Consider the following 13,806-nt stretch of genomic DNA (forward strand, 5'->3'; position numbering starts at 1 on the left):
GAGCCCCCAGGACGGGATCCCCGGCCCCCGGGACCGTGGCAAGAAATCATGCAGGCACGCTTGATTGTTTCTGTGGCCGCTGCCACGCTCGGAGGGCTCGGAACGCGCTGACGACACGTCAACCCATGAAGGGAGCGCACCGTGGCCGATCCCGGTGCCGTGCTCGACGACCTGCTGAGCGAGGGGGAGGAGCTCGACGGGCTCGTGGCCGGACTCCCGCCGGAGGCCTGGGCGACCCCGACTCCCGCACCCCGCTGGACGATCGCCCACCAGATCGCCCACCTGGCCTGGACCGACGAGCAGGCGGTGCTCTCCGCCACCGACCCCGAGGCCTTCACCCGGCAGGCCGCGCAGGCCCTGGACGCCCCGGACACCTTCGTCGACGACGCCGCCGAGCGCGGCGCGGCCCGGCCGCCCGCCGCACTGCTGGAGCACTGGCGGGAGGGGAGGGCAGCCGTGCAGCAGGCCCTCGCCGGGCAGCCCGCGGGCGCGCGACTGCCCTGGTTCGGGCCGCCGATGAGCGTCGCGTCGATGGCGACCGGGCGGCTGATGGAGACCTGGGCACACGGCCAGGACGTCGCCGACGCGCTCGGGGTGCAGCGCACCCCGACGGCCCGGCTCCGGCACGTGGCCCGGATCGGGGTGCGCGCCCGGGACTTCGCCTACCTGGCCCGCGGGCTGCCGGCGCCGGGCGAGGGGTTCCGGGTCGAACTCACCGGCCCGGACGGGGAGATGTGGGAGTTCGGCCCACCGGACGCCGCGCAGCGCGTCACCGGCCCCGCCCTCGACTTCTGTCTGCTGGTCACCCAGCGCGCCCACCGCGGCGACCTCGCCGTACGCGCCGAGGGACCGGACGCGGACCGCTGGCTGGACATCGCCCAGTCCTTCGCCGGCCCGCCCGGACCCGGCCGGGCGCCCTCGGGAGGTGCGGCGTGACCCTGCGCATCGGCAACGCCTCCGGCTTCTACGGCGACCGGTTCGACGCCGTCCGGGAGATGCTCACCGGCGGCCCCCTCGACGTCCTCACCGGCGACTACCTCGCCGAACTGACCATGCTCATCCTGGGCCGGGACCGGGCCCGGGACCCGAGGCTCGGCTACGCCCGCACCTTTCTCCGCCAGCTGGAGGAGGGCCTCGGGCTGGCGGCCGAGCGCGGGGTGCGGATCGTCACCAACGCGGGCGGCCTCAACCCGGCCGCGCTCGCCGACGCCGTGCGGGAGCTGTCGGACCGGGTCGGCGTCCCCGTCCGGGTGGCGCACGTCGAGGGCGACGACCTGCTGGACCGCGGCTGGGGCCCGGGCGTCGTGGCCGCCCACGCCTACCTCGGCGGCGCGGGCATCGCCGCGTGCCTGCGCGCCGGCGCCGACGTGGTGGTGGCGGGCCGGGTCACCGACGCCGCGCTGGTCACCGGCCCGGCCGCCGCCCACTTCGGCTGGACCGCCGAGGACCGGGACGCGCTCGCCGGGGCGGTCGTCGCCGGGCACGTCCTGGAGTGCGGCACCCAGGCCACCGGCGGCAACTACTCCTTCTTCACCGAGCACGACATCGTCCATCCGGGCTTCCCGGTCGCGGAGATCCACGCCGACGGCTCCTCGGTGATCTCCAAACACCCCGGCACCGGCGGCGCGGTGACGGTCGGGACGGTGACCGCGCAACTGCTGTACGAGACGGCCGGCGGACGGTACGCGGGCCCGGACGTCACCGCCCGCCTGGACACCGCCCGGCTCACCCGGCTCGACCGGGACCGGGTGCGGATCGACGGGGTGCGCGGCGAGGCGCCGCCGCCCACCCTCAAGGTGGGGCTGAACCGGCTCGGCGGCCACCGCAACGAGGTGGTCTTCGTCCTCACCGGGCTGAACATCGAGGCCAAGGCGGCGCTGGTCCGGGAGCAGATGGAGCGGGCCCTCGCGAAGTCCCGCCCCGCCGAGGTCCGGTGGACCCTCGCCCGGACCGACCGCGCCGACGCGGCGGTGGAGGAGGAGGCCAGCGCCCTGCTGCGGCTGGTGGTGCGCGACCCGGACCCGGACGCCGTCGGCCGGGCGGTCAGCAGCGCGGCCGTGGAACTCGGCCTCGCCGGCTACCCCGGCTTCCACCTCACCGCGCCGCCCGGCAAGGGCGCCCCGTACGGGGTGTTCGAGGCGGCGTACGTCGCCGCGGGGAGCGTGCCGCACACGGCCGTGCTGGACGACGGCCGCCGGATCCCCGTCCCGCCCCCGACACAGACCGCGGAGCTCACCGAACTGCCCGAACCCCCGCTGCCCGAGCCGCTGCCGCCGGGGCCCACCCGCCGCGTGCCGCTGGGCACGGTCGCCGGGGCGCGCAGCGGCGACAAGGGCGGCAGCGCCAACGTCGGCCTCTGGGCCCGCGGTGAGGACGCCTGGCGCTGGCTGGCGCACACCCTCACCGTCCGCCGCTTCCAGGAACTCCTCCCGGAGACCCGCCCGCTGACCGTCACCCGCCACGTCCTGCCCAACCTCCGCGCGCTGAACTTCACCGTCGACGGCCTGCTCGGCGAGGGCGTCGGCGCACAGGCCCGCTTCGACCCGCAGGCCAAGGCCCTGGGGGAGTGGCTGCGCTCCCGTCACCTGGAGATTCCGGAGATGCTGCTGTGACCGTGCTCGCGTCCGCCCTCGACCCCACGAGCCCCGACCACACGGCCCACCGCACGGCGATGCTCGACCGGCTCGCCGCCCTGGAGGCCGAGCACGCCAAGGCGACCGCGGGCGGCGGCGAGAAGTACGTCGCCCGCCACCGCGAACGGGGCAAGCTCCTCGCCCGGGAGCGCATCGAGCTGCTGGTCGACCCCGACACCCCGTTCCTGGAGCTGTCCCCGCTGGCCGCCTGGGGCAGCGACCACCCCGTCGGGGCGTCCATGGTCACCGGGATCGGCGTCATCGAGGGCGTCGAGTGCCTGATCACGGCCAACGACCCGACCGTACGCGGCGGGGCCAGCAACCCGTGGACCCTCAAGAAGGCGCTGCGCGCCCACGAGATCGCGTTCGCCAACCGGCTGCCGCTGGTCAGCCTGGTGGAGTCGGGCGGCGCCGACCTGCCCAGCCAGAAGGAGATCTTCATCCCGGGCGGGGCGATCTTCCGGGACCTGACCCGGCTCTCCGCCGCCGGAATCCCCACGGTCGCCGTGGTGTTCGGCAACTCCACGGCCGGCGGGGCGTACGTCCCCGGCATGTCCGACCACGTGATCATGGTCAAGGAGCGCTCCAAGGTCTTCCTCGGCGGCCCGCCCCTGGTCAAGATGGCCACCGGTGAGGAGAGCGACGACGAGTCCCTCGGCGGCGCCGGAATGCACGCCCGCACCTCGGGCCTCGCCGACTACTTCGCCGCCGACGAGCCGGACGCGCTGCGCCTCGCCCGCCGGGTCGTCGCCCGCCTCAACTGGCGCAAGGCGCACCCCGACCCGGCACCGGCCGAGCCGCCGAAGTACGACGCGGAGGAGCTCCTCGGCGTCGTCCCCGGGGACCTCAAGGTGCCGTTCGACCCGCGCGAGGTCATCGCCCGGATCGTCGACGGCTCCGACTTCGACGAGTTCAAACCGCTCTACGGCCCGAGCCTCGCCACCGGCTGGGCCACCCTGCACGGCTATCCGGTCGGCATCCTCGCCAACGCCCAGGGCGTCCTCTTCAGCCCCGAGTCGCAGAAGGCCGCCCAGTTCATCCAGCTCGCCAACCAGCGGGACATCCCCCTCCTCTTCCTCCACAACACCACCGGCTACATGGTCGGCAAGGAGTACGAGCAGGGCGGCATCATCAAACACGGCGCCATGATGATCAACGCGGTCTCCAACTCGACCGTCCCGCACCTCTCCGTCCTCATGGGCGCCTCCTACGGGGCGGGCCACTACGGCATGTGCGGCCGGGCGTACGACCCGCGGTTCCTCTTCGCCTGGCCCAGCGCCAAATCCGCCGTCATGGGCCCGCAGCAGCTCGCCGGGGTGCTCTCCCTGGTCGCCCGCTCCTCGGCCGCCGCCAAGGGCAAGCCGTACGACGAGGAGTCGGACGCCGCACTGCGCGCCATGGTGGAGCAGCAGATCGAGTCCGAGTCGCTGCCCGCGTTCCTCTCGGGCCGGCTCTACGACGACGGCGTCATCGACCCCCGCGACACCCGCACCGTGCTGGGCCTCTGCCTGTCGGCGATCCACACCGCCCCGGTCGAGGGAACCCGCAGCTTCGGCATCTTCCGGATGTGAGGACGTACATGGAATCGCTCCTGGTCGCCAACCGCGGAGAGATTGCCCGCCGCGTGTTCCGCACCTGCCGCGAGCTGGGCATCGCCACCGTCGCCGTGCACTCCGACGCCGACGCGGACGCCCCGCACACCCGGGAGGCCGACGCGGCCGTCCGGCTCCCCGGCAACGCACCGGCCGACACCTATCTCCGCGGCGACCTCATCGTGAAGGCGGCCCTGGCCTCCGGCGCGGACGCCGTGCACCCCGGCTACGGCTTCCTCTCCGAGAACGCCGAGTTCGCCCGCGCCGTCCTCGACGCCGGACTGCTGTGGGTCGGGCCGCCGCCCGAGGTCATCGAGGCGATGGCGTCGAAGACCCGCGCGAAGGACCTCATGGCCTCCTCCGGGGTGCCGCTCCTCGCGCCCGTCGACCCCGACAAGGCCACCAGCGCGGACCTGCCCCTGCTGATCAAGGCGGCCGCGGGTGGCGGGGGCCGCGGCATGCGCCTGGTCCGCGACCTCGCCGAGCTCCCGGACGCCTGGGCGGCCGCGGGCACCGAAGCGGCCTCCGCGTTCGGCGACGGCGAGGTGTTCGCCGAGCCCTACGTGGAACGCGGCCGGCACGTCGAGGTCCAGATCCTCGCCGACCACCACGGCGCCGTATGGGCCCTCGGCACCCGGGACTGCTCCCTCCAGCGCCGCCACCAGAAGGTCATCGAGGAGGCCCCGGCCCCCGGCCTGGACGACGAACTGCGCCGCACCCTCCACAACGCCGCCACCGACGCGGCCCGCGCCGTCGGCTACACCGGCGCGGGCACCGTCGAGTTCCTGGTCTCGGCCGACGGACGCCCGTACTTCCTGGAGATGAACACCCGCCTCCAGGTCGAACACCCGGTCACCGAGGCCGTCTACGGCGTCGACCTCGTCGCCCTCCAGCTCCGCATCGCCGAGGGCGAGGAACTCACCGAACTCCCCGCACCGTCCGGCCACGCCGTCGAGGCCCGCCTCTACGCCGAGGACCCGGCCCGCGGCTGGCAGCCCCAGACCGGAACCCTGCACCGCCTGGACATCCCGGGCGTCCGGCTGGACTCCGGAGTGGCCGACGGAATGGACATCGGCGTCCACTACGACCCGATGCTCGCCAAGGTCATCACCCACGCACCGACCCGCGCCGAAGCCGTCCGCAAACTGGCCCGCGCCCTCGAACGGGCCCGCATCCACGGCCCGGTCACCAACCGCGACCTGCTCGTCCGCTCCCTCCGCCACCCGGACTTCACCGCGGCGCACCTGGACACCGGCTTCTACGACCGCCATCTCCCCGACCTGACCGCACCCACCGACAAAAACAGCAAAATCTCGGCCCTCGCCGCGGCCCTCGCCGACTCCTCGGGCCGCTCCCGCTTCGGCGGCTGGCGCAATGTACCGTCCCAGCCGCACACCAAGACCTACCGCTCGGAACCGGACGGCACCGAACACGAGGTCCGCTACCGCCACACCCGCGGCGGCCCGGTCCCCGAGGACGGCGGCATCCGCGTACTCCGAACCACCGCAGACCACGTAGTCCTCGAACTGGACGGCATCCGCCGCACCTTCGAGATCGCCACCTACGGCGACCGCGTCCACGTCGACTCACCGCTGGGCGCCCACACCTTCACCGCCCTGCCCCGCTTCCCCGACCCCACGGCCCACACCGAACCGGGCTCCCTCCTGGCCCCGATGCCGGGCACGGTGATCCGCGTCGCCGGCCTGACGATCGGCGACCGGGTCACGGCGGACCAGCCTCTCCTCTGGCTGGAGGCGATGAAGATGGAACACCGCATCTCCGCCCCCACCGCAGGAACCCTCACCGAACTCCACGCCACCCCCGGCACCCAGGTCGAACTGGGCACGCTCCTGGCGGTCGTGACCGAGGACGGGACAGACCACCGGGAACAGGACGCCGACCAGCGGAATCCCGAGGCGGCGCCCCGGCCGGTCGACACCGGCCACGGGAAGCCCGAGGCGGGCCACCGGCGGGAGGGGGCGGGGCTGTAGGGGTGGGGGGTTCCGGAAGCTGCCGTGTATTTGTGGCCCGCCAGGGCCGTAAATATACGTTCCGGAACCCCCCATCCCGGAAGCCTCGCACCCGCACCCACCGGCGATCCGCACCTGTCCCACACGGCCGCACCGGGGCGAGACCTGCACTCACCAGCACCCCGCCCCACCGGAAAACCGCAAACAGCGGAAAACCGCCCCACTGAACCCAGAAGGACCCGCCCCGCCCCCACCCCGCACAGACACCCGCGCCCGAGGAGGCCCCGCCATGACCCCCGTCGACCCCGCAGCCGCCGCAGTCACCGCCCCCGTCATCGAGTCCCAGGACCACCGCGACCTCCGCGCCGCCGTCTCCGCCCTGGGCGCCCGCTACGGCCGCGAGTACTTCGCCGCCGTCGCCCGCGACGGACGGCAGACCGACGAGCTCTGGACCGAGGCGGCCAAGCTCGGCTACCTCGGAGTGAACCTCCCCACCGAGTACGGCGGCGGGGGCTGTGGCATCACCGAACTCTCCATCGTGCTCGAAGAGCTGGGCGCCGCCGGCTGCCCCCTCCTCATGATGGTCGTCTCGCCCGCCATCTGCGGCACCGTCATCGCCCGCTTCGGCACCACCGAGCAGAAGCAGCAGTGGCTGCCCGGCCTCGCGGACGGAAGCCGGAAGATGGCGTTCGGGATCACCGAGCCCGACGCCGGCTCCAACTCGCACCGGATCACCACCACGGCCCGCCGGGACCCGGCGACCGGCGACTGGCTGCTGACCGGCCGGAAGGTGTTCGTCTCGGGGGTGGACATCGCCGACGCCACACTGATCGTCGGCCGCACGGAGGACGCCCGGACCGGCAGGCTCAAGGCCTGCCTGTTCATCGTCCCCCGGGACACCCCCGGCTTCGCGCGCAACCGGATCGACATGGAACTCTCCGCTCCGGAGAAGCAGTTCGAGCTCGTCCTCGACGACGTGCGGCTCCCGGCCGACGCGCTGGTCGGCGGCGGCCCCTCCCACGCCGGCGGCGGAGAGGACGCGGGCCTGCTCCAGCTCTTCGCCGGCCTGAACCCCGAGCGCATCATGACGGCCGCCTTCGCGCTGGGCATGGGACGGTACGCGCTCGCCAAGGCCGTCGACTACGCCCGGACCCGCACCGTGTGGAAGGAGCCGATCGGTGCCCACCAGGCCATCGCGCACCCGCTCGCCCAGGTCCACATCGAGATCGAACTGGCCCGGCTGATGACGCAGAAGGCCGCCCACCTCTACGACGCGGGCGACGACATGGCGGCGGGGGAGGCGGCGAACATGGCGAAGTACGCGGCCGCCGAGGCCGCGGCGCACGCCGTCGACCAGGCCGTCCACACGCTCGGAGGCAACGGTCTCACCCGGGAGTACGGCCTCGCGTCGATGATCACCGCGTCGCGGGTGGCCCGGATCGCGCCGGTCAGCCGGGAGATGATCCTCAACTTCGTGTCCCATCAGTCCCTGGGTCTCCCCAAGTCGTACTGAAACACGCGACCCTGAAGGGCTGTGCCCACCACGCGGCGGGCCCTGCGGGACGGACGGACCGCCCGGACGGACAGCCCGGACAGACGGACCGGACAGACGGACCGGACCGGACCGTCCGGAACCGAAGACGCTCCGGACCAGGGCCCCAAGGCCGCCCCAGGCCCCCGCCGCACCCCCGGGCCACAGCGATGGAGGAACGACAGCCCCAGAAGGGACCGCCATGGTGTTCCACAGCGAGTACGCGGACATCCCCGTCGTCGACCGGCCCATCCACGACGTCGTCCTCGGCCGGGCCGCCGAGTTCGGCGAACTGCCCGCGCTGATCGACGGCGTCGACGGCACCACCCTCAGCTACGCCCAGCTCGACAGCTTTCACCGCCGCGTGGCGGCCGGCCTGGCCGAGGCGGGCGTCCGCAAGGGGGACGTGCTGGCCCTGCACAGCCCCAACACGCTCGCCTACCCCGTCGTCTTCTACGCGGCCACCCGCGCCGGAGCGACCGTCACCACCATCCATCCGCTCGCCACCGCCGAGGAGTTCGGCCGGCAGCTCCGGGACTGCGGGGCGCGGTGGATCGTCACCGTCTCCCCGCTGCTGGACACCGCCCGTGCCGCGGCCGAGGCGGCGGGCGGCGGCGCCATCGCGGAGATCTTCGTCTGCGACCGCGCCGAGGGCCACCGTTCCGTGCTGGACCTGCTGGGTTCCACCGCTCCCGAGCCCGTGGTGGCCTTCGACCCCGCCGAGGACGTGGCCGCGCTGCCGTACTCCTCCGGGACGACCGGCACCCCCAAGGGCGTCATGCTGACCCACCGCAGCATGGCCACCAACCTGTCGCAGCTGCACGCCCTGGTCGAGAGCGGCCCGGCGGACACGGTGCTGGCAGTACTGCCCTTCTTCCACATCTACGGTCTCGCCGCCCTGATGAACGCCCCGCTGCGCAACGGGTCGACGGTGGTCGTACTGCCGCGCTTCGACCTCGAGCAGTTCCTGGCGACGATCGAGAAGCACCGGGTCACCGCCCTCTACGTGGCGCCGCCGATCGTGCTGGCGCTGGCCAAGCACCCGGCGGTGGCGTCGCACGACCTGTCGTCCCTGCAGTACATCGTGAGCGCGGCGGCCCCGCTCGACGAGGACCTGGCCGAAGCGTGCTCCCGCCGCCTCGGGGTGCCGCCCGTCATGCAGGCCTACGGCATGACGGAACTCTCCCCGGGGACGCACGCGGTGCCGCGTCCCGTCGAGGGCGCCCCGGTCCCGCCGCCCGGCACCGTCGGCAAGCTGCTGCCCAGCACCGAGATGCGCATCGTGAGCCTCGACGACCCGGCGAAGGATCTCGGGGCGGGCGAGGAGGGCGAGATCGTCATCCGGGGCCCGCAGCGCATGAAGGGGTACCTCGGCAATCCGGAGGCGACCGCCGAGATGATCGACGCGGACGGCTGGGTGCACACCGGCGACATCGGCCGGGTCGACGCGGACGGCTGGCTGTATGTGGTCGACCGGGTCAAGGAATTGATCAAATACAAGGGCTACCAGGTGGCTCCGGCGGATCTGGAGGCGGTGCTGCTCTCCCACGAGCGGATCGCCGACGCCGCGGTCATCGGGGTCACCGACGGGAACGGCAACGAGATCCCCAAGGCGTTCGTCGTTCCGCAGCCGGGGGCGGAGATCACCGAGGAGGAGGTCATGGCGTACGTTGCCGGACGGGTCGCCCCCTACAAGAAGGTGCGCCGGGTGGCGTTCCTGGAGACCGTGCCCCGCGCCGCCAGCGGCAAGATCCTCCGGCGTGAACTGCGGGACCGGGAAAGGAGTTCAGCACCCTCATGACCGATGCCGAACGGCTGGTGCGCCGCGCTTCCGAGCGCGGCGTCACCACCCTCACCCTCGACTCGCCCCACAACCGCAACGCCCTGTCGGTGCGGCTCGTCCAGGAGCTGTACGACGGCCTGGACGCCGCGGCGAAGGACCCGGAGATCCGGGCCGTCGTGCTGACCCACACGGGCGGCACGTTCTGCGCGGGCGCGGACCTCGCCGAGGCGACCGCCGCCGCGCCCCCGGCCTCGCAGTCCCCCGAAGGGGAGGCGGCACCGGGCGGTCCGAAGGGTCCGGACGGCTCCGGGGCGTCGGCCCCGCTGGGCCTGGCGCGGCTGCTGCGGACCATCGTGGAGCTGCCGAAGCCCGTCGTGGCCCGGGTGACCGGCCATGTCCGGGCCGGCGGGCTCGGCCTGCTGGGCGCGTGCGACATCGCGGTGGCCGGGTCCGGCGCGAGTTTCGCCTTCACCGAAGCACGGCTCGGCCTGGCCCCGGCGGTGATCTCGATGCCGCTGCTGCCGCGCCTCGACCCGCGGGCCGCGTCCCGCTACTACCTGACCGGGGAGCGGTTCGACGCCGAGGAGGCGGCCCGGATCGGTCTGGTGACGGTGGCCGCGGGCAGCGGCCACGAGGTCGACGAGGCGCTGGCCCCGGTCCTCGACGGCCTGCGACGGACCTCCCCGCAGGGGCTGGCGGAGTCCAAGCGACTGGTCACCGCCGAGGTGCTGCGCGGGTTCGACCGGGACACCGACGCCCTGGCCGAGCAGTCCGCCCGGCTGTTCGCCTCCGACGAGGCGCGGGAGGGCATGACGGCGTTCCTGGAGCGGCGGGCCCCGGCGTGGGCGCGGTGACGTCGTCCGGCGCGGGCCGGGGCCCGGCCCCGCGGCGGGCGCCCCGCCCGGCGTCCCGGGTGAGTGGCCCCGGCCCGACGAGCGGCCCCGGAGCGGAGGAGCCCGGTCCGGAAGGGGAACACGGTCCGGAAGGGGAGCACGGCCCGGACGGGGACCAGGCCCCGGCGGGGCACCGGGACCCGGAGCGGGAGCCCGGCGTCCGCACCCCGTCCCGCGGCCGGCCGGGCCGGGAACGCCGCGGCCACGGACGGCAGGAGCGCGGTCCCCAACAGGACCGCAGCCGGGCCACCCGCCTCCGGCTGCTGGAGGCCGCCGTGGCCTGCCTGGCCGAGCACGGCTGGAGCGGCAGCACGGTCACGGTGGTCGCCGAGCGGGCCGGGGTCTCCCGCGGCGCCGCCCAGCACCACTTCCCCACCCGCGAGGACCTGTTCACCGCGGCGGTCGAGCACGTCGCGGAGAAGCGGTCGGGGGCGCTGCGCGCGGTCACCCGGAGCCTGCCGCCGCCGGGCTCGGTCGCCCGCACCTGGGTGATCGTCGAGGAACTGGTCGACCTCTACACCGGTCCGCTGTTCCGCGCGGCGCTCCAGCTCTGGGTGGCGGCCTCGCACGAGGAGGAGCTCCGCCGCCGGGTGGTGGCGATCGAGGCCCGGGTGGGCCGGGAGACCCACCGGATGGCCGTGGAGCTGCTGGGCGCGGACGAGAGCCGCCCCGGCGTCCGGGAGACCGTCCAGGGGCTGCTCGACATGGCCCGCGGCCTGGGGCTGGCCAACCTGCTCACCGACGACAAGCCCCGGCGCGACCGGGTGGTGGAGCAGTGGGCCCGCGTCCTGGACGAGGCGCTGACCCCCGAGGCGTAGGGCGGCGTACGGGGCACGGGCCCGCGCCCACCGGCACGTACCCCCGCGCCCACCGGCACGTACCCCCGCGCCCACCGGCACGTACCCCCGCGCCCACCGGCACGTACGCCCCAGGCCACCCGGCGCGGGTGCCGCCGCCTCCCCGCAGGAGCCGCCCCGGCGCGGGTGCCGCCGCCTCCCCGCAGGAGCCGCCCCGGCGCGGGTGCCCCGGCTCCCCGCAGGAGCCGCCCCGGCGCGCGGACCCGCTGAACGCCCTCGGGCGCCGGACGGTCGAACCGTCCGGCGCCCGAGGCGGAGTCCGTGCGGCATACCCGCCGCTCCGCGCCGCTCGCGTCAGTGCGCGATGGCCTCGTAGCCCGACACCTCGCGCGGGTTGCGGGCCGCGGGGCCGATGTAGCGGGCCGACGGCCGGACGAGCCGCCCCGTCCGCTTCTGCTCCAGGATGTGCGCGCTCCACCCGGCGGTGCGGGCGCAGGTGAACATCGAGGTGAACATGTGCGCCGGGACCTCCGCGAAGTCCAGCACGATCGCCGCCCAGAACTCGACGTTGGTGGCCAGCACCCGGTCCGGACGCCGGTTGTGCAGCTCCTCCAGCGCCGCCTTCTCCAGTGCCTCGGCGATCTCGAAGCGCGGGGCGGCGAGCTCCTTGGCCGTCCGGCGCAGCACCCGCGCCCGAGGGTCCTCGGCGCGGTAGACGCGGTGCCCGAAGCCCATCAGCCGCTCGCCCTTGTCCAGGGCCTGCTTGACGTAGGCCGTGGCGTCGCCGGTGCGCTCGATCTCCTCGATCATGCCGAGCACGCGGGACGGCGCGCCGCCGTGCAGCGGTCCGGACATGGCGCCGACCGCGCCGGACAGGGCCGCGGCCACGTCGGCGCCGGTGGAGGCGATCACCCGGGCGGTGAAGGTGGAGGCGTTGAGCCCGTGCTCGGCGGCCGAGGTCCAGTACGCGTCGACGGCCTTGACGTGCTTCGGGTCGGGCTCGCCCCGCCAGCGCTTCATGAAGCGCTCGACGACGGTCTCCGCCTTGTCGATCTCCTTCTGCGGCACCATCGGCAGGCCCTGGCCGCGCGCGGACTGTGCGACGTAGGAGAGCGCCATGACGGCGGCCCGGGCCAGGTCGTCACGGGCCTGTGCCTCGTCGATGTCCAGCAGCGGTTTGAGGCCCCAGACCGGCGCGAGCATGGCGAGCGCGGACTGCACGTCCACGCGGATGTCGCCGGAGTGCACCGGGATCGGGAACGGCTCGGCGGGCGGCAGACCGGGGTTGAACGCGCCGTCGACCAGCAGACCCCAGACATGGCCGAAGGAGACATGGCCGACCAGGTCTTCGATGTCGACCCCTCGGTAGCGCAGCGCGCCGCCTTCCTTGTCGGGTTCGGCGATCTCCGTTTCGAACGCGACGACTCCTTCGAGTCCGGGGACGAAGTCGGACATCAGGCGGCTCCTCAAGATACGTCGACATGCGGCTTGTGACCTCAATGTCACTTCTGTGCGGTGCCGAGACTGCACGCTGCCGCGACACTGCGACTCGCGTCCGTTCCGTCACCCCGGTGATGCCCCGCGCGGGCGCCGGTCACCCCGGTCGCGGCGGAAAGCCGGCCCGACGGAAGCGGGCCCTGCGGTCGGTCGGGCCGCGAGCGCCGAGGGTGGTTCACCGGTCGTTGCAGGTCACTACGGTTCTGTGGGCAGCGCGGGCCGGACACGCGGTTCTCGGTGTCCGGGCGCCACAGGGGCCCAGCGGATGATTTTCGCGGGTCGGGCAGGCGCGGGGGAAGCGTGAGATCCGGCACAGTGCCGGGTTCGGCGGATCAGGGTTACGACGGCTGTGCGCTGGGCAAACTCGGGTGGCCGATCGGGCCGGACGGCGCATGCGTCAAGATGAGCGGGTGCCCGACATCGATCCGCAGCAACCGGTAGTCCCACCGACCAGGCGTGCCCTCGACCCGGCCGCCATGCGCGAGCACTACCGGGCCGAAGGACTGGCCGAGGCCGAGCTGGCCGACGAGCCGATGGAACAGTTCGCCCGGTGGTTCGAGCAGGCCGCCGCGAGCGGAATCTTCGAACCCAACGCCATGATCGTCTCCACCGCCGACCCCGAGACCGGCCGGCCCAGCTCGCGCACCGTCCTGCTGAAGCAGTACGACGAGCGGGGCTTCGTCTTCTACACGAACTACGGCTCCCGCAAGGGCCGCGAGCTGGCCGGCAACCCGTCGGTCTCGCTGCTCTTCCCCTGGCACCCGATCGCCCGGCAGGTGATCGTCAGCGGGGTGGCGGAGCGGACCGGCCGTGACGAGACGGCCGCGTACTTCCGGACCCGGCCGCACGGCTCCCAGCTGGGCGCCTGGGCGAGCGAGCAGTCCTCGACCGTCGCCTCGCGCGCCGAGCTGGACCGGCTGTACGGGGAGCTGGCGGACCGCTACCCGCCCGAGGAGCAGGTCCCGGTCCCGCCGGAGTGGGGCGGCTACCGGGTGCGCCCGGAGACGGTCGAGTTCTGGCAGGGCCGGGAGAACCGGCTCCACGACCGGCTGCGCTACGTCCGGACCGGGTCCGGCTGGCAGGTGGACCGCCTCTGCCCGTAGCGGCGGG

10 protein-coding genes are annotated in these 13,806 nt (G+C 74.0%); 9 read left to right on the top strand and 1 reads right to left on the bottom strand.

Annotation, left to right across the window (positions count from 1 at the left end; all coding sequences use genetic code 11):
• Window positions 1-141 precede the first annotated feature (141 nt).
• The 8 genes from ACFYYR_RS16880 (at window position 142) to ACFYYR_RS16915 (ending at window position 11,220) form a co-directional block, all read left to right on the top strand.
• Complete coding sequence (locus ACFYYR_RS16880; protein ID WP_388853094.1) at window positions 142-936, top strand: TIGR03084 family metal-binding protein; 795 nt, start codon at window positions 142-144, stop codon at window positions 934-936.
• Window positions 933-2,612 carry an acyclic terpene utilization AtuA family protein gene (locus ACFYYR_RS16885; protein WP_388853097.1) on the top strand — a complete coding sequence of 560 codons (1,680 nt, stop codon included), beginning with the start codon at window positions 933-935 and terminating at the stop codon, window positions 2,610-2,612. The genes ACFYYR_RS16880 and ACFYYR_RS16885 overlap by 4 nt, the downstream gene beginning before the upstream one ends.
• The gene (locus ACFYYR_RS16890) at window positions 2,609-4,204 is read left to right on the top strand and encodes an acyl-CoA carboxylase subunit beta (RefSeq protein ID WP_388853100.1); all 1,596 of its coding nucleotides are present in this window, start codon (window positions 2,609-2,611) and stop codon (window positions 4,202-4,204) included. The genes ACFYYR_RS16885 and ACFYYR_RS16890 overlap by 4 nt, the downstream gene beginning before the upstream one ends.
• Window positions 4,205-4,212: 8 nt before the next feature.
• A complete protein-coding gene (locus ACFYYR_RS16895) occupies window positions 4,213-6,216 on the top strand; it encodes an acetyl/propionyl/methylcrotonyl-CoA carboxylase subunit alpha (protein WP_388853103.1) in 2,004 nt (667 codons plus the stop codon).
• A 268-nt stretch (window positions 6,217-6,484) separates the two neighbouring features.
• Entirely contained in the window at window positions 6,485-7,708 is a 1,224-nt protein-coding gene (locus ACFYYR_RS16900) for an acyl-CoA dehydrogenase family protein (RefSeq protein ID WP_388853106.1), read from the top strand.
• 220 nt (window positions 7,709-7,928) lie between these two features.
• The gene (locus ACFYYR_RS16905; RefSeq protein WP_388853109.1) at window positions 7,929-9,527 is read left to right on the top strand and encodes a 4-coumarate--CoA ligase family protein; all 1,599 of its coding nucleotides are present in this window, start codon (window positions 7,929-7,931) and stop codon (window positions 9,525-9,527) included.
• Complete coding sequence (locus ACFYYR_RS16910) at window positions 9,524-10,363, top strand: enoyl-CoA hydratase family protein (RefSeq protein WP_388853112.1); 840 nt, start codon at window positions 9,524-9,526, stop codon at window positions 10,361-10,363. Before ACFYYR_RS16905 ends, ACFYYR_RS16910 begins: the two co-directional genes overlap by 4 nt.
• Before the next feature lie 299 nt (window positions 10,364-10,662).
• A complete protein-coding gene (locus ACFYYR_RS16915) occupies window positions 10,663-11,220 on the top strand; it encodes a TetR/AcrR family transcriptional regulator (protein WP_388853554.1) in 558 nt (185 codons plus the stop codon).
• Window positions 11,221-11,553: 333 nt separating this feature from the next.
• Here the strand turns inward: ACFYYR_RS16915 and ACFYYR_RS16920 are convergent, their stop codons facing one another.
• Complete coding sequence (locus ACFYYR_RS16920) at window positions 11,554-12,654, bottom strand: citrate synthase 2 (protein ID WP_388853115.1); 1,101 nt, start codon at window positions 12,652-12,654, stop codon at window positions 11,554-11,556.
• Window positions 12,655-13,172: 518 nt separating this feature from the next.
• Between ACFYYR_RS16920 and pdxH the strand changes: the two genes are divergently transcribed.
• Window positions 13,173-13,799, top strand: coding sequence for a pyridoxamine 5'-phosphate oxidase (pdxH, locus tag ACFYYR_RS16925; protein WP_388853557.1), 627 nt, complete (start codon window positions 13,173-13,175; stop codon window positions 13,797-13,799).
• Window positions 13,800-13,806: the final 7 nt, after the last annotated feature.

This window comes from Streptomyces sp. NPDC001922, assembly GCF_042891165.1.
GTDB lineage: Bacteria > Actinomycetota > Actinomycetes > Streptomycetales > Streptomycetaceae > Streptomyces.